This window comes from Telluria sp. AZSoR62 (genome assembly GCF_058111565.1).
In genome coordinates, this window is the sequence record NZ_JBYTST010000011.1 from 25,619 (window position 1) to 41,161 (window position 15,543).

General features: G+C 67.9%; 14 protein-coding genes. 7 read left to right on the top strand and 7 right to left on the bottom strand.

The window, feature by feature from the left end; all coding sequences use genetic code 11:
- The first annotated feature begins 175 nt into the window (after positions 1-175).
- Positions 176-751, top strand: a complete 576-nt coding sequence (locus AC3XQU_RS17080) for a phasin family protein (RefSeq protein WP_489875365.1) — start codon at positions 176-178, stop codon at positions 749-751.
- 52 nt (positions 752-803) lie between these two features.
- Here the strand turns inward: AC3XQU_RS17080 and AC3XQU_RS17085 are convergent, their stop codons facing one another.
- The 6 genes from AC3XQU_RS17085 to ribA form a co-directional block, all read right to left on the bottom strand.
- A complete protein-coding gene (locus tag AC3XQU_RS17085; protein WP_489875366.1) occupies positions 804-2,024 on the bottom strand; it encodes an acyltransferase family protein in 1,221 nt (406 codons plus the stop codon).
- 41 nt (positions 2,025-2,065) lie between these two features.
- On the bottom strand, positions 2,066-2,833 hold the full coding sequence (locus AC3XQU_RS17090; RefSeq protein ID WP_489875367.1) for a LytR/AlgR family response regulator transcription factor: 768 nt from the start codon (positions 2,831-2,833) through the stop codon (positions 2,066-2,068).
- A complete protein-coding gene (locus tag AC3XQU_RS17095; protein WP_489875368.1) occupies positions 2,821-3,873 on the bottom strand; it encodes a sensor histidine kinase in 1,053 nt (350 codons plus the stop codon). The genes AC3XQU_RS17090 and AC3XQU_RS17095 overlap by 13 nt, the downstream gene beginning before the upstream one ends.
- Positions 3,874-3,965: 92 nt before the next feature.
- Positions 3,966-4,949 carry an FHA domain-containing protein gene (locus tag AC3XQU_RS17100; RefSeq protein WP_489875369.1) on the bottom strand — a complete coding sequence of 328 codons (984 nt, stop codon included), beginning with the start codon at positions 4,947-4,949 and terminating at the stop codon, positions 3,966-3,968.
- Positions 4,946-6,373, bottom strand: coding sequence for a S1 family peptidase (locus AC3XQU_RS17105; RefSeq protein WP_489875370.1), 1,428 nt, complete (start codon positions 6,371-6,373; stop codon positions 4,946-4,948). Before AC3XQU_RS17105 ends, AC3XQU_RS17100 begins: the two co-directional genes overlap by 4 nt.
- Before the next feature lie 62 nt (positions 6,374-6,435).
- Positions 6,436-7,086 carry a GTP cyclohydrolase II gene (ribA, locus tag AC3XQU_RS17110; RefSeq protein ID WP_489875371.1) on the bottom strand — a complete coding sequence of 217 codons (651 nt, stop codon included), beginning with the start codon at positions 7,084-7,086 and terminating at the stop codon, positions 6,436-6,438.
- A gap of 123 nt (positions 7,087-7,209) precedes the next feature.
- Between ribA and AC3XQU_RS17115 the strand changes: the two genes are divergently transcribed.
- Complete coding sequence (locus AC3XQU_RS17115) at positions 7,210-8,811, top strand: cache domain-containing protein (protein ID WP_489875372.1); 1,602 nt, start codon at positions 7,210-7,212, stop codon at positions 8,809-8,811.
- 12 nt (positions 8,812-8,823) lie between these two features.
- Here the strand turns inward: AC3XQU_RS17115 and AC3XQU_RS17120 are convergent, their stop codons facing one another.
- Positions 8,824-9,051 (bottom strand): DUF3820 family protein, encoded by a 228-nt coding sequence (locus AC3XQU_RS17120; RefSeq protein ID WP_489875373.1) that lies wholly within the window; start codon positions 9,049-9,051, stop codon positions 8,824-8,826.
- Between the two features lie 63 nt (positions 9,052-9,114).
- Between AC3XQU_RS17120 and AC3XQU_RS17125 the strand changes: the two genes are divergently transcribed.
- From AC3XQU_RS17125 to sppA, 5 genes are all read left to right on the top strand, one after another.
- Positions 9,115-9,534 (top strand): DUF1810 domain-containing protein, encoded by a 420-nt coding sequence (locus tag AC3XQU_RS17125; protein WP_489875374.1) that lies wholly within the window; start codon positions 9,115-9,117, stop codon positions 9,532-9,534.
- 147 nt (positions 9,535-9,681) lie between these two features.
- Entirely contained in the window at positions 9,682-11,226 is a 1,545-nt protein-coding gene (locus tag AC3XQU_RS17130; protein ID WP_489875375.1) for an NYN domain-containing protein, read from the top strand.
- A gap of 211 nt (positions 11,227-11,437) precedes the next feature.
- Complete coding sequence (locus AC3XQU_RS17135) at positions 11,438-11,872, top strand: hypothetical protein (RefSeq protein ID WP_489875376.1); 435 nt, start codon at positions 11,438-11,440, stop codon at positions 11,870-11,872.
- A gap of 91 nt (positions 11,873-11,963) precedes the next feature.
- Positions 11,964-13,433 carry a sodium:solute symporter gene (locus AC3XQU_RS17140; protein ID WP_489875377.1) on the top strand — a complete coding sequence of 490 codons (1,470 nt, stop codon included), beginning with the start codon at positions 11,964-11,966 and terminating at the stop codon, positions 13,431-13,433.
- A 32-nt stretch (positions 13,434-13,465) separates the two neighbouring features.
- Entirely contained in the window at positions 13,466-15,322 is a 1,857-nt protein-coding gene (gene sppA / locus AC3XQU_RS17145; RefSeq protein ID WP_489875378.1) for a signal peptide peptidase SppA, read from the top strand.
- Positions 15,323-15,543: the final 221 nt, after the last annotated feature.

Consider the following 15,543-nt stretch of genomic DNA (forward strand, 5'->3'; position numbering starts at 1 on the left):
GCAGAGCATGTGAAATCGCGCTGAACGTTTCTGCCCCCCAGCCACGCACGTTTGATACACATCAAACGCGTACCAGCCTGCCCCTTTAGCCTTCTAGCTTCGTGCCGCGGACGCCGGCCCAACCGGTTCCAAGGCTTGCCGTTCCCATTCATACCAGACAAAGTGAGGTCAATGCATGTATCCCTTTTCGCAATCCGTGACGCCGGCCGTGCGCAGCCACATGGACGCCCAGACCGCCTTCATCAACGACATGTCGAAATCCGTGTTCCATTCCTTCCAGCAGATGTGCGACCTGAACATCCAGCTGGTGCAGACCCTGGTCGAAGAAGGCACGCTGGCCAGCAAGCAGGTGCTCAGCGCCGACCGCCAGAGCGAGATCTTCACCGCCGCATCCAGCCGCGCCCAGCCCACCAGCGAGAAGCTGCGCTCCTACCAGCAGTACATTTCGCGCCTGGCCGCCGACGCCCAGGCCGAACTGGCCCGGGTGACCGAGCAGCACGTGCAGAACACCAGCCGCACCGCACGCGCCCTGGTCGATGAAGTCGCCCGCACCACCGCCGAAGAGACCGAGCGCAGCATCCGCACCCAGCAGGAGGCCTTGCGCTCCGCAACCGACCCGTTCGCCCGTCCCAACGGCTCGGCCGACGCCTCTGCCCGCGGCGACGGCGAAGAGGCACGCAGCCGTCCCGCCTCAGGGCAGGGCGCACAGCAGGGCCAGGCCAACCGGCCATCGGGCAGCGCCGCCCACTAACTGGCGCCCGACACGCTCGCCAGTGTCGTCGCTGTAACAGAGCGGGCGTCGTTCAGCCCGCAGTCGCTTCACCCGGCACGGCCTTCAGCTGCCGTGCCGCTTCCGGATCCTCCCGGCGCGGTCCCAGGCCCAGCAGCGGCCGCAGCATCCCGACGCGGCGCACGATCTCGAACACCCCGAAACCCAGGGTGAGGGTCAGTACCACCAACACCATCGCCTCGACACCCGGCCTCATCCGCACCGGCTGCAGCGCATGGGCAATCACCACGATCAGGCTCTGGTGCAGGATATACACGGGGAACACGGCTTCGTTCAGGTAGCGGCGCGCAGGCCCGTCGCGGTCCAGGTGACGCCGCGCAAACCCGCAGGCCGCCACCATTGCGCACCAGGCCAGCAAGCCATGCAGCGCGTACATCGCCGGGCGCAGCAGGCTCCCCGCCTGTGGCGCTAGTACGCCGCCGGGCGCAGCCTCCCAGATCCGCAGCACGGCCCATCCGGTCGCGGCGATGGCCAGAGCATGCCAGCGCAAGGGCGGCAGCCGCGCCCAGAACCCCGGTACCCGCGCCACCAGGGCGCCGAGCAGGAAGGGAAGGAAGGACGAGGCATGGTTATACCAGTCGTCCACCACTGCATGGGTGGTCGGGAAACGCTCGACCAGCAGCACGCGCGCCAGCGCCAGCACGGCTGCCGGCAGGGCGACGATGCGCCAGCCGTGCAAGAGCTTGCCGACACCGACCGCCAGCCGGTCGAAGCGTGCGCCGGGCAGGGCCAGGCAGCCAGCCAGCAGCACCGAATATATCCACAGGTAGGCCACGAACCACAGGTGGTTCCAGGTCGGCATGATCAGGCAGTCTTCGCGGCAAAAACCGTCGTAGCCGCTCAGGTAGAGGCGCATGAAGGCGCCGTAGCCCTCGCCGTAGCCGAGTTTCTCGACCACTTCCAGGTAGGCTTGCGGCGGCACGATCACCAGCATCCCGAACAGTAGCGGCGCCAGCAGGCGGCTGCTGCGCCGGCGCAGGAAAGCGGCCGTCTTCACGCGCGCGAGCACCAGGCTGGCGCCGGCGCCGGCGACGAAGAACAGCAGGCCGAGGCGCCAGGGCGAGGATAGCTGCATGAAGGGTTCCGGGCCGGCGCCGGCTAAGGGGCTTTTCACGTGCCAGTCCCAGCTCACGTAATACATCCCCACGTGGTAAAGGACCAGCAAGAAAAACGCCAGGATGCGTACCCAGTCGAGGAAATACAGGCGGGCGTTGCCCTGCTGCTGGATGGTCATGGTGCGCTCTCGAAAAGGAAGAGCGGCCAGACTGCCGCGGCTCACTCGATGGCGCGACTGTTTTGTGGCGAAGCGGGCGCCGCGTGGGGCGAGCCGGATTGCGAGAGGGCATCCAGCACCGCCTGGCGGAACTGGCGGCTGCACGGCACCCGCGCGCCGCTGATCAATACCAGCTCGCAATCGCCCTTGTCCAGCGGATGGATGCGCGCGATGCAGGCGATGCGCACCGCGGCGCGCCGGTGGCAGCGCACGAAGCCGGCTCCGATGCGCTCGAGCAGCCCGGCCAGGGTCTGGCGCAGCAGCGGTTGTGCGCCGGCCGAATGTAGCACCACGTAATTGTCGGCCGTCTCCAGCCACTCGATCCCCGCCACCGGCACCACCCGGGTGGCGCCGCGCTCGCTCACCAGCAGGTTGGCGGGCGGCAGGCCGGCGCCCTGGGATCGTGCCGTGCCGCCGGCGCGGCGTTCGAGCAGGCGCTCCAGCGCGCGCCGCAGGCGCAGCTGGTCGAAGGGCTTGAGCAGGTAGTCGATGGCGCCGGCGTCGAACGCGCGCAGCGCATAGGCGTCGTAGGCCGTCACGAACACCACCTGCGGTGCCGGGGTGGGCAGGGAAGCGGCCAGATCGATGCCCGACAAGCCGGGCATCTCGATGTCGAGCAGCAGCGCATCGGGTCGGAACGCAGCGAGCATCGCCATCGCTTCGAGGCCGTCGCCCGCTTCGCCGATGGCCTCGATGCCGGCTTCCTGTTCCAGCATGCGGCGCAGGCGCGCGCGCGCCGGGCGCTCGTCGTCGACGATCAGGATGCGCATGGCAGCCGCAGTTCCGCGCGCACGCCGGTAGGCGCGAGCTGGGTGAGGCAGACGCCGGCGGCATCGCCATGCAGGGCGGCCAGGCGCGTGCGCAGGTTGGCCAGGCCGATGCCCGGCGCATTCTCCGCGAGCAGGCCGGCATCGTCCTCGACCCGCAGCACCAGGTGCGCGCCGTCGCGCAGGGCGCTGACCGCGATGCGGGTGGGCTCGCGGCGCCGTTCCACCGTGTGCTTGAACACGTTCTCCAGCAGCGGCTGCAGGCTGACGGCGGGCAGCAGCACCTCCAGCACCTCGTCGGCGATCTGCCAGTCGATGTGCACCCGGCCGGCGAAGCGCTCTTCCATCACGCCCGCATAGCCCCGGGCCAGGCGCAATTCCTCGGCCAGCGTCGCTTGCGTGCGTTCGCCGAGCGCCAGCGTGGCGCGCAGCATGTCGGCCAGGCGCACCAGCATCGCGTCGGCGCGGGCGACGTCGACGTGCATCAGCGAGGAGACCGTGTTGAGGGCATTGAACAGGAAGTGCGGCTGCATCTGGCGCGCCAGCGACTGCAGTTGCGCTTCGCGCAGCAGGGCATTGCTTTGCTCCGCGCGCAGGCGCGCGCCGAGCAGCTCGCGGTAGGACAGCAGACCGAAGCCGATCACGGTAAACAACCCGATGAAGACCGTGATCTTCAGGGATTCATACACGAACACCTGGGGCCAGGACTCGTGCTCGTACCGGACGCCGGCCAGCGCATACACCGCGTGGCGGATGCCAAAGACCAGCGGCACGAAGGCGATCCAGTACAAGGGCAGCAGCAGCGCCTGGCGTGCGAACCAGCGCGCGGGGGTGGCGATCAGGGCGTCGGTGTGCGCGTTCGCGCGGCGCTGGACCAGCAGCAGCAGGGTGGCGACCAGCGCCGAGGACAGCTCCCACAGCACCGGCTGCCAGTAGGCGCTGCCGCCGTCGCGCCGGTAGTCCTGGACCGCGACCAGTACCATCAGGGCCCAGAACAGGACCCAGGCCATGGCGGCGGCACGCTTGCTTCGGTTGCTGTTCATCGGCGCAGGGGAAAGAAGGATGAGCGATGATCGGCGATCGGCCGGCGCTTGTCAAAGCGGCTCGCATGGCTGCCTGCCGGCGCGCGGCCTGCTCAGTTGCCGCCCTCGGCATGCCCGGCGCGCTCGGCGTCGATGTCCGAGCGCATGGCCGCGACCGAGCCCATGTAGTCCGCCACCGTGGCGTCCGGGCTGGCCCGCAGCTGCGGCGGCAGCAGCACCGACATGTACAGTTCGTCGGCGGTGCGTCCGTGCCGCTGCTCGTTGGCGATCAGCACCAGCCCCGAGCCGAGGAGGGCCATGGCCGCGCACAGCGCGCGCAGGCGCCGCCGCAGCGGAGGCCGGATGGTCGCGAGGTGGAAATAGACGATGCCGGCGACGGTCGCCGCCGCCGCATGCGAGCCGTAGCGCGTGAGCCATTCGAAGGAGCCCGCATAGGCCAGCACGCTGGCGAGCAGGCGCACGCCGACCAGCGCCGCCACCCCGCAGCCGAAGATGAACAGGTGGCGTCCCAGGCGCGCATGGCGCCCGAACAGGCGGTTCAGGAAAGCCCACAGGCTGCTCCACAACAGCGCCGCGCCGATGCCCCAGGCCGGCGCCTGCACGTAGTACAGCAGCTCGAAGGGCTGGGCGTCGAGCAGCCAGGCCACCAGCAGCGCCACCAGCGCCGCCAGCAGCACGCCCGCAGCTCCCGGCAGCAGGCCTTCCCAGCCGTGCATGGTGCGGTCGACCATCTCGGGCGGCACCGGGAAGCCGGCCGGGCGCACCCGCAGCGAGGTGTGGCCCATGCGCACCACGGTGTCCCCGCCCATGACCACCTGCTGCACCCGGCGCCCCGCGTGCACCACGCCGTTGCGGCTGCCCAGGTCGCGCAGCACCAGGGCGCCGTCCTCGCCGGCATCGATTTCCACGTGGTGGGCCGCCGCGTAATCGTCGTCGACGATGAAGTCGTTGTCGTAGGCGCGGCCGACCCGGATCGGCAGGCGCGTGGCGCGGTGGCGGTGCAGCACCTCGCCGCTGCGGGCCAGCATCTCGATGGTCCAGGGGCCGTCCTGCTGCTGCGGCGCGTGCCCGGTCATCGGCGCCCGTTGCGCCCGAAGGCGCCGAGGAAGGCGCGCGTGACGCGCATGCCGTTGTCGTAAGAGACGCCGGAGATGTCGAGCCGGCTCTGCAGGCTCGATTCGGCCGCGTCCGTGCTGGCCGTGAGCAGGGTGAAGTTGTACAGGCCTTCGAACTTGCGGTAGGCGCGCACGCAGGTGACCGCGCGCAGCGGCAGGGTGCGGGTGTGCACGAAGTGCTCGGTGCAATGCGGCTTGGTCAGGCGCGCGTCGCCGGCCCCGCGCGGCTGGTCGGTGCGGAACAAGCGGCTGGCCAGGGCCGCGAAGGGCAGGGGGTGCAGGTTGTCGGAGCGGATGTACTGGTGGGTCATCGACACATGCCCGGTCTGCTGGGCCGCCGACACGTAGACCGCCGCCTCCATCGCGCAGCTCATCGCGTCGGACGTATAAGCAGTGGCCGCCTTCACGTTCGAGCGTCCCCAGCAGCGCAGCTGGCCCGATTCGCGCACCGGCACCAGGTAGGGCCCCATGCTCTTGATGGCCAGCGGTTCGTCGAGCAGGCGGTCGACCATGGCGCGCTGGTGCGTCAGGAGCTGGCCGGCGATCACGGGGTTGAAGTCCTTCGGTGGCCGCAGCTGGGACTCGACCTTGCGCAGCAACTCCTGCGCATACTTCACCGGTACCAGGAAGCTGACCGATTCGCCGTCGCGCCGCTTGGAGACGTTCACGCCGGCCACCAGCCCGTTGCCGGTCACGCTCGGACCCCCGCTCATGCCGGAATTGATGGTGCCGCTGAAGATCAGCTGGTCATAGAAGCTGCGCGTGACGATGCCGTTGTAGGCGCCTTCCGAGATCGCGAACCCGAGGTCGAGCGGATTGCCGAGCGAGTACAGCCGCTGCCCCTGGTTCAGGCGCAGCGGCCGGTCGGGCAGCTTGAAGAAGCCGCTGCCCTTGCGATCGACGCGCACCACGGCCAGGTCGTGCAGCACGTCCACCGCCATCAGCTCCACCGGGCCGCTGTTGCCGTCGGTGTCGACGAATTCGGCCGTGTAGACGTCCGGGTCGAGCGCCAGTTGCGACACCACGTGGTAGTTGGTGACCACCAGGTTGCCGGCGCCGACCAGGAAGCCCGAGCCGACCGTGGACTGGGTGCGCCCGTTCTTGAGCAGCATGCGGATCTGCAGCAGGTCGCCGCGCGCCGAGGCATACAAGTCCTGGGCTGCCGACGAGGGCAGGGGCAGGGCTTCCTGGGCGTCGACTTCGCCCGGCGCGGGGGCGGACGGCGTGAGGCCGGGCGGCGCGGACGGCGGCAGGTGGGGCGGCGCGGCAGCCCGGTTGACAGCCGGCCCCGCGCCCGCTGCAGGCCGGGTCGGCCGCTGGGCCTGCGCGGCAAGGGCGCCGGCGGCCAGGCAAGCCAGGAGCAGGGCAACGGCTTTGCGTTTCATGCATTCACTTTATAGCAAGACGAATCCCTATCTTGCCACTGGACAGCCGCTGCGCGCGCGCGTTAGGCCGCGCCGGGTTCCACGACGGCGGCCGGGGTCATCATGTGACCGAGCTTGGCCTGCTTGGTGTCGAGGTAGGTGTTGTTGAAGGCGTTGCGGTTCACCAGCAGCGGCACGCGGTCGGCCACCTCGATGCCCAGGCGGGTGAGGGCATCGATCTTGCGCGGGTTGTTGGTCATCAGGCGCAGCGAGCGCACGCCGAAATGCGCCAGCATCAGCTGGCACAGCTCGTAGTTGCGGGCGTCGGCATGGAAGCCCAGCTGCAGGTTGGCCTCGACCGTGTCGGCGCCGGCTTCCTGCAGGCGGTAAGCGCGGATCTTGTTGAGCAGACCGATGCCGCGGCCTTCCTGGCGCAGGTAGAGCAGCACGCCGCGGCCTTCCTCGGCGATGCGCTGCAGCGCGCCTTCGAGCTGGGCGCCGCAGTCGCAGCGCTGCGAGAACAGCACGTCGCCGGTCAGGCATTCGGAGTGCACGCGCGCCAGCACCGGCGCGCCGTCGCCGACGTCGCCCAGCACCATCGCCAGGTGTTCCTTGCCGGTGGAATGCTCGACGAAGGCGTGCAGCGTGAACTGCGCCCATGGGGTCGGCAGGGCGCACGAAGTGACGTAATCGAGCAGCTGGTCGCTGGCGGGCAGGGTGGGCAGGGCGGGCATAACGTTTCTCGTGGTAGGAGCGTGTTGCTGTAACAGTGTAGTTTACCGGAAATCCGCGCCAGCCGTGCGGCAGCGCCGCCTGGGCATGTTACTCTAGCGCAATTGTTACGACCTGCGATGTCCATGGCCACACATTCCTCCCTTCCCGCCCTGAGAGGGCGACGCAGCCTCGGCGCCTGGCTCGCCCTGGCGTTCTCGCTGATGAGCGTGATCCTGACCCTGCTGCTGGTCGAGGTCGTCGAACGCGCCGCCACCGAGCAGGTCAAGGAGAGCATCGGCCACGGGCTGGGGGAGCTGGCGCGCCAGACTGCCGACAAGCTCGACCGTGGTATGAGCGAGCGCTACCGCGAAGTCGGCCTCATGGCGCAGCGCCGCGACCTGCGCGATCCTCGCCTTCGGCTGGCCGAGCGGCGCCAGATCCTCGCCGACATCCGGCGCACCTACGGCTACTACGACTGGATCGGCATGGCGGGCCTGGACGGCAAGGTGATCGTCGAGGCGCGCGGACTGCTTGAAGGGGTGGACGTATCGCAGCGCCCCTGGTTCAGGAATGCGCTGACGGGAACCTATGTGGGCGACGTGCACGAGGCGGTCAAGCTGGCCAAACTGCTGCCGGGCGAGAACGGCGAGCCGCGCCGCTTCGTGGACGTCGCCTTTCCCTACACCGGCGTTGACGGGCGAGCCGCTGGCGTGCTGGGCGTGCACCTGTCCTGGCAGTGGGCGCGCGACGTCGAGCGCTCGATCATCGCACCTGTGCAGGCGCGCGGCCGGGTGCAGGCGCTGATCGTGAGCAAGGAGGGACTGGTGCTGCTTGGCCCGCCCGGCCTGCAGGGACGCACGATCGATCCGGTCAGCCTGCGCCTGGCGCGGGAAAAGCGCACCGGCTACCGCATCGAGCAGTGGCCCGATGGCCTGTCCTACCTGGTCGGCTACGGCGCCACCATGGGGCGGGCTGCCTACCCTGGCCTGGGCTGGACCGTGCTGGTGCGCCAGGATGTCGAGGATGCCTATGCGCCGGTGCGCCGCCTGCGCGAACGGGCTTTGTGGAGCGGCGCGGCGCTGGCGGTGCTGTTTTCGCTGGCCGGCTTGCTGGTAGCGGGCCGCATCACCCGTCCGCTCGGCGCGCTGGCCGAATCGGCCGGGCGACTGCAGCGCGGCGAGGCCGTGCAGCTGGTGCCGAATCCGCGCGACTACCACGAAGTGCAGGAGCTCTCCGGCGCACTGAACCAGCTGGTGACTGATCTGGTGCGCGAGCGGGCGCACTTGCGCGAGCTGAACCTGACCCTGGAGCGGCGCGTCGAGGAACGCACCGGCGAGCTCGAACGCGCGCTGGGCGCAGTACGCGCCAGCGAGCAGCGCATCAACGCCATCCTCGATACCGCCGCGGACGCCTTCGTCGGCGTCGACCAGCGCGGGCTGGTGGTCGACTGGAACCACGCGGCCGAGCGCATGTTCGGCTGGCGCCGGCAGGAAGCGCTGGGCTGGCCGGTCGCCGAACTGGTGGTGCCCGAGCGCTACCGGGACAGCTTCGGCAGGGGCCTGCATGCGTTTCGCCAGGCGGGCCGCCTGCCCATGCTGGACCGGCGGGTCGAGCGCATCGTCCATGACCGGCAAGGCCGCGAGTTCCGCGTCGACATGACGACCGGCCTGGCGGGCCAGGGCGAGGACGCCTTCTTCAGTGTATTCCTGCATCCCGTGGCGCAGCCTACGCCGCCCGGCCAGTAGACAGGCTGCTCGTCAGCGGCTCCGGGCACGGCCTGCGCGCAGCGGGTCGAGCAGGCTGCGCAGGTCGTTGTGGTCGAGTTCGTACATCAGGGCGAGCAGCTGGCCCAGTTCGCCGCGCGGGAAGCCTTCGCGGGCGAACCAGCCAAGGTAGTGGCCGGGAAGGTCGGCGATCTTGCGCCCCTGGTACTTCCCATAGGGCATGTCGCGTTCCAGCAGGAGGGTGAGGTGTTCGCTATTCATCGTGCCGCACTTTAGCAAATTGGGGGAAAGTTGTAGCATTTGTCCGACTGGGAGGAGCAAATCATGGAAACCGAATTCGACCTGGAACGCTTCGTCCAGGCACAGGCGCCGGTGTACGGCACGGCCGTTGCCGAGCTGCGCGCCGGGCACAAGCGCACGCACTGGATGTGGTTCATCTTTCCCCAGATCGCCGGGCTCGGGCAGAGCGAGATGGCGCGCCGCTATGCGCTGCGCAACGGCGACGAGGCCGCGGCCTATCTCGAGCATCCGGTGCTGGGTCCGCGCCTGCGCGAATGCGCGGCGATCGTGGCCGCCCTCGAGGACCGCTCGGCCGAGGAGATCTTCGGCCAGCCCGACACGATGAAATTCCGGTCCTCGATGACGCTGTTCGCCGACGTGGCGCCGGACGAGGCGGTGTTCCAGGCCTGCATCGACAAGTACTTCGACGGCGAGCCCGACGACGAGACCCTGGCGCGCCTGTGACGGGCGGCTGCCCAACGCCGGGGGGCCTGAACGCCGGCGCTTCCATGCCTGCGCGGCGCGGCGCTTTCGCGCGTTGCGTGCGAAGCGGGGCGTGTTGCGTATAATTCACCGACGATTTGTCCACACATCAATAGAAAAAAACAACTCATGGCTTCTTCCGACAACATCAGCATGGCGGTGTTCTGCGACTTCGAAAACGTCGCGCTCGGCGTGCGCGACGCCAACTACGAAAAATTCGACATCCGCCCGGTGCTCGAGCGCCTGCTGCTCAAGGGCAGCATCGTCGTCAAGAAAGCCTATTGCGACTGGGACCGCTACAAGGCCTTCAAGGCCCCGATGCACGAGGCCAATTTCGAGATGATCGAGATCCCCCACGTGCGCCAGTCCGGCAAGAACTCGGCCGACATCCGCCTGGTGGTCGATGCGCTCGACCTGTGCTACACCAAGTCGCACGTCGACACCTTCGTGATCATCTCGGGCGACTCCGACTTCTCGCCGCTGGTGTCCAAGCTGCGCGAAAACGCCAAGCGGGTCATCGGCGTGGGCGTCAAGCAGTCGACCTCCGACCTCCTGGTGGCGAACTGCGACGAATTCATCTTCTACGACGACCTGGTGCGCGAAGTGCGCCGCGCCGCCGCCAAGCGCGACGAGCGCAAGGCCGCGCCGCAGAACAACCGCCGCCCGACCGACGACAAGCGCAAGGAAGAACTCGAGGCGCGCAAGGTGCAGGCGCTCGAGATGGTGGTCGAGACCTTCGACGCCCTCACGTCCGAGCGCGGCGACACCGGCAAGATCTGGGCCTCGCTGCTGAAGGACACCCTCAAGCGCCGCCGTCCGGACTTCTCGGAAACCTATTACGGCTTCCGCACCTTCGGCAACCTGCTGGAAGAAGCGCAGACCCGCGGCCTGTTCGAATTCGGCCGCGACGAGAAATCCGGCACCTATGTCTTCCGCAGCGCCAATGCCCCCGTCGCGATGCCGGCGCCGGAACTGGTGGTGGCGGCCGACAGCGGCGACGAGGAAGCGGGCGCACAGGCCGACGAGGGCGATGCCGCCGTCGAGGGCCGTGGCGAACCGCGCCGCCGCAGCCGCGGTGGCCGCAACAAGGGCTCGGGACGCGGCGAATCCGCCGAACGCACGGCGCCGGAGGCGGTTGCCGCGGAACCGGCCGAGCAGGAAACGGAACTCGCCGAGCCGGTCGACACCAGGCCGGAGCCGCGCGGCCGCGGCCGTGGCGGCCGCAAGAGCTATCGCGATGCAGCACCGGCACCGCAGGAAGCGGAAGCACCTGTCGCGGCGCCGGAAGAAGCAGAGCGCGCCGCGCACGATGCACGTGCGGCACAGGAAGCCGTCGAGCTGGCGGCTCCGGAAGCGGTCGAGCCCGAGCCGGAGCCGGCCGCTGCCAAGGAACGCCGCCGTGCGCCGCGCAAGCCTGCGGCGCGCAAGGCTGCCGCCGCGGTCGCTGAGGAAACGATCACGCCGCCAGTCGAACCGACACCGGCGCCAACGCCTGCGCCGGCAATGGCGAGCGATGCGGACGACGATTACGAGGACGACACCAGCGACGATGTCGATGGCAATGTCGCCGAAGGTAGCGCGCCGCGCAAGAAGTCGGCAGGGCGCCCGGCGCGCAAGCCGGCTGCGCGTAGCGCCGCGCCGCGTGGACGTCGCCCGGCCAAGGCGAAGGAATAAGTCCTGGCGGTTGCGGCATGAACCTGGGTTCCGGCGTAGGCCGGAACCCAGGTTGTCGGCAAACCGTTCGCGCGTCCATCAACGTTTGCTGCCCGCACACCGACGCACCCCGTGCGCCACCCCTGCGGCGCCAATGACATAATGTCATCGCCTGCCTGCGCGGGCTGACGGGGCATCCGCCCCGCACGACGTGAAGCCATCGGAGCCTGCCATGCGCGTATTTGCCGCAGTTTCTTCCGCAGTACTGGCCTTGCCCTTGCTCCTGGCCGCTCCCTCCCACGCCGCCCCTCCGTCCGACCATCCCATCCTGGGCATCTGGAAGCTCAACCTGCCCGACCTGAGCTGCTCGGAAACCTACCGCTTCCGCGCCGACGGCACCACGCTCGTGACCAGCGCCGAAGAAGTCTCCGAGAGCGCCTACCGCATTCCCGACAAGCCCAGCGCCAAGGGTTTCTACCGGCTCGACGACCAGATCACGAAAGACAACGGCAAGAAAGACTGCGCCGGCGCGGTCATGAAGGTCGGCACCAAGGCCACCAATTTCATCCGCTTCCATCCCTCTGGCGCCCTGTTCCTGATGTGCGCCGACGAAACCATGGAAACCTGCATCGGGCCTTTCCAGCGCGTGCAGGGCGAAGAAGCCTGAGAAGCGGGGCAGTGGTGGGCCGGGGCCTTGTTCCCGGTGAGGACGCTTGGGTGTATATTGCTGGGCGACACGACAACTGCATTGGAATTCCATGTCCCCGGTATTACTGTTCTGCATCCTCATCGGCTATTTCGCGCTCCTGCTCGCCGTCGCCTGGGCCACTTCCCGCAACGCCAACAACGACAGCTTCTTCATCGGTAACAAGAGCAGCAACTGGATGCTGGTCGCCTTCGGCATGGTCGGCACCACCTTGTCCGGCGCCACCTTCATCAGCGTGCCCGGTGCTGTCGGCAGCGACGCATTCGGCTACGCCCAGATCCTGATCGGCTATGTGTTGGGCTATATCGCCGTCGCCTACATTTTGCTGCCGCTGTACTACCGCCTCGGCCTGACCTCGATCTACCATTACCTCGACCTGCGCCTCGGGCGCCGCGCCTACCAGAGCGGGGCGGGCTTCTTCATCATCTCGCGCCTCCTGGGCGCGACCGCGCGCCTGTACCTGGTCGTGAACATCCTGCAGGCGATCATCCTCGACAGCCTGGGCGTGCCGTTCTGGATCACCACGCTCGTCATCCTGGGCATGATCCTGCTGTACACCTACCAGGGCGGCGTGAAGACCATCGTCTGGACCGACACCCTGCAGACCACCTGCATGCTGTTCGGCCTGTTCGCCTGCGTCTGGTTCCTGCTCGGCGAGCTGGGCATGTCGATCCCGGAAAGCCTGAACCAGATGCAGTCACAGGGCCTGGCGCGCATCTTTACCACGGACTTCGACAGCCCGAACTTCTTCCTCAAGCAGATCGTGGCCGGCATCTTCATCGTGCTGACCATGACCGGCATGGACCAGGAAATGATGCAGAAGACGATCTCGGTCAAGACGCTCAAGGATTCGCAGAAGAATCTGCTGACCCTGACCGCCGTGCTGGTGGTGGTCTTGATGAGCTTCCTGTTCCTGGGCGGCCTGCTGTACCTGTATGCGCCAGTGGCCGGCGTGACCGCCACCGGCGACAAGATCTTCCCGGCCGTGGTGATGGGACACCTGCCTGCCACGGTGCAGATCATCTTCCTGATCGCCCTGATCTCGGCGCTGTTCCCGAGCGCGGACGGCGCCATTACCGCGCTGACCTCGTCGTTCTGCATCGACATCCTCGGCATCAAGCGCCGCACCGACATGACGGAAGCCGCCAAGGAAACGCTGCGCCGCCGCGTGCACCTGGGCTTTGCCGCGGTCTTCCTGCTCCTGGTGATGGGCTTCAAGCTGGCCGACAACCCGAGCATGATCGTGGTCATCCTGAAGCTGGCGGCCTATACCTACGGGCCGCTGCTGGGCCTGTTCGCCTTCGGCATGATGACCCGCCGCTCCCTGAGCGACCATCTTGTCCCGTTCATTACGATCGGCGCACCGATTCTTTGCGCTGTCCTTGAGTACAATCAGGAACACCTGCTTGGTTCCTACCGCCTCGGGCTGGAATTGCTTATGGTAAATGGCATACTCGTCTTTGCCGGCCTATACGCGATTTCGCACAAGGAAGGCGCCGGGCGTGCCGCGCTAGCGGCCTGAGTGCTACAAATTTACTGACCTGTGGAGTATGAATGGCTTTTAAACCTTTTAGTGCGCTGGGGCGCGGTTTGCGCATGGTGTGGAATGCGGTCGACTTTACCCGCCGCACCGTGATGAACCTGCTGTTCCTGCTGATCGCGCTGGTGATCCTGGTCGTGGCCTTCTCCGGCGGCGTCAAGCCGATCGGCGACAAGAGCGCGCTGGTGCTGGAACTCAAGGGCGACCTGGTGGAGCAGCACGAAACCAGCTTCCCCGACACCCTGCTCGACAGCGTCGGCGGCGACAGCAAGCGCAGCGTGCGCCTGCGCGACGTGCTGCGCGTGCTGGACGAAGCGGCCAAGGACAAGCAGATCACCACCGTGGTCCTGCTGCTGGACCAAATGGATGGCGGCGGCATGGCCATGCTGCGCGAGATCGGCGCCGGCATCGACCGCGTCAAGGCCTCCGGCAAAAAGGTCATCGCCTGGGGCGGGATGTACGACCAGAAGCGCTACCTGGTGGCCTCGCACGCCGACGAAGTCTATGTCCACCCGATGGGCATGGTGATGATCGAAGGCTTCGGCGGGCGCCGCAACTACTACCGCGACGCCCTCGACAAGCTGGGCGTGACGGTCAACCTGATCAAGGTCGGTACCTACAAGAGCTTTGCCGAGCCGTATATCGCCAACGGCCCGTCCGAAGCGGCCCAGGAAGCCGACAGCTTCCTGTACAACGCGCTGTGGCAGGACTACACGGCCCAGGTCGAGAAGAACCGCAAGCTCCCGGGCGGCGCGATCGCCAAATGGATCGAAACCCTGCCGCAGCAGATGGAAGCGGCCGGCGGCAGCGCCGCCAGGGCGGCCCAGAACATCAAGCTGGTCGACGGCCTCAAGACCCGCGACGAGATCCGCGACATGCTGGTCAAGCGCGGCGCCTACGACGAGGGCATCAAGTCCTTCCGCCAGGTCGGCTACCAGGACTATCTGGGCCGCCACCCGCAGAAGCCCTTCGGCGACGCCGTGGGCGTGATCGTCGCCTCGGGCAACATCACCGAAGGCACGAGCGGTCCGGGCGTGGTCGGCGGCCTCACCACCGCCAACCTGATCCGCCAGGCGCGCGAGGACGAACAGGTCAAGGCCATCGTGCTGCGCGTCGATTCGCCCGGCGGCAGCGCCTATGGCTCGGAACTGATCCGGCGCGAGCTGGAACTGACCCGCGCCGCCGGCAAGCCGGTGGTGGTGTCGATGGGCAGCGTGGCCGCGTCCGGCGGCTACTGGATCTCGATGGCGGCCGACGAAGTCATCGCCGACCCGGCCACCATCACCGGCTCGATCGGCGTGTTCACCATCTTGCCGACCGCCGAGAAAGTCAGCGACAAGCTGGGCATCCACACCGGCGGCTACACCACCACCTGGCTGGCCGACGCCTACAACCCGCTGCGCCCGATCGACCCGCGCTTCACCCAGCTGATCCAGAGCAGCATCAACCACGTCTACAGCGAGTTCACCACCAAGGCCGCCGCGGCGCGCAAGACCACGGCCGCGAAAATCGACGAAGTGGGGCAGGGCCGGGTCTGGACCGGCGCCCAGGCCAAGGAGCGCGGCCTGGTCGACCGCCTTGGCAATTACCGCGACGCCCTCAACTCGGCCGCCAAGCGCGCCAAGCTCGGCGCGGACTACCGCGTGGCCTATGTCGAGCGTCCGGTCAACAAGGTCGAGCGCTTCCTGAACATGATGGGCGCCTCGAGCGTGCAGGCGCTGAACATCCAGATCAAGCTCGGCCTGATCGACGCGGCGCTGCCGGCCGGTACGGCGGCCCAGGTGATGGACGACATGGCCTTCCTGCGCGACGTGGCCGACGGCCGCAAGCCGTTTGCCGCCGTCACCCACTGCATGTGCGGCACGCCATGAAGAGATTTGTAGCCGGTTTGTAACCGGATACGAGGCCAGCCAGGACGGGCGCGGAACGATTTCCGCGCCCGTTTTGCGTTTACGCCCGGGGAGCCGGCGTACCCGTGTAAATCGGTGTAAAGCCTGTCCCGCGCTTGTAACAAGCCGGTGCGCGCAATGTACGTTACGAAACATATGAAGCCGGGGTAGCGTGCTAACCTTTTCTCATCCGTATTGTACAA

Bases quoted from the DNA above. Each gene is read 5' to 3' on its own strand.
- AC3XQU_RS17080 (WP_489875365.1), top strand. From the start codon at position 176: ATGTATCCCTTTTCGCAATCCGTGACGCCGGCCGTGCGCAGCCACATG.
- AC3XQU_RS17085 (WP_489875366.1), bottom strand. From the start codon at position 2,024: ATGACCATCCAGCAGCAGGGCAACGCCCGCCTGTATTTCCTCGACTGG.
- AC3XQU_RS17090 (WP_489875367.1), bottom strand. From the start codon at position 2,833: ATGCGCATCCTGATCGTCGACGACGAGCGCCCGGCGCGCGCGCGCCTG.
- AC3XQU_RS17095 (WP_489875368.1), bottom strand. From the start codon at position 3,873: ATGAACAGCAACCGAAGCAAGCGTGCCGCCGCCATGGCCTGGGTCCTG.
- AC3XQU_RS17100 (WP_489875369.1), bottom strand. From the start codon at position 4,949: ATGACCGGGCACGCGCCGCAGCAGCAGGACGGCCCCTGGACCATCGAG.
- AC3XQU_RS17105 (WP_489875370.1), bottom strand. From the start codon at position 6,373: ATGAAACGCAAAGCCGTTGCCCTGCTCCTGGCTTGCCTGGCCGCCGGC.
- ribA (WP_489875371.1), bottom strand. From the start codon at position 7,086: ATGCCCGCCCTGCCCACCCTGCCCGCCAGCGACCAGCTGCTCGATTAC.
- AC3XQU_RS17115 (WP_489875372.1), top strand. From the start codon at position 7,210: ATGGCCACACATTCCTCCCTTCCCGCCCTGAGAGGGCGACGCAGCCTC.
- AC3XQU_RS17120 (WP_489875373.1), bottom strand. From the start codon at position 9,051: ATGAATAGCGAACACCTCACCCTCCTGCTGGAACGCGACATGCCCTAT.
- AC3XQU_RS17125 (WP_489875374.1), top strand. From the start codon at position 9,115: ATGGAAACCGAATTCGACCTGGAACGCTTCGTCCAGGCACAGGCGCCG.
- AC3XQU_RS17130 (WP_489875375.1), top strand. From the start codon at position 9,682: ATGGCTTCTTCCGACAACATCAGCATGGCGGTGTTCTGCGACTTCGAA.
- AC3XQU_RS17135 (WP_489875376.1), top strand. From the start codon at position 11,438: ATGCGCGTATTTGCCGCAGTTTCTTCCGCAGTACTGGCCTTGCCCTTG.
- AC3XQU_RS17140 (WP_489875377.1), top strand. From the start codon at position 11,964: ATGTCCCCGGTATTACTGTTCTGCATCCTCATCGGCTATTTCGCGCTC.
- sppA (WP_489875378.1), top strand. From the start codon at position 13,466: ATGGCTTTTAAACCTTTTAGTGCGCTGGGGCGCGGTTTGCGCATGGTG.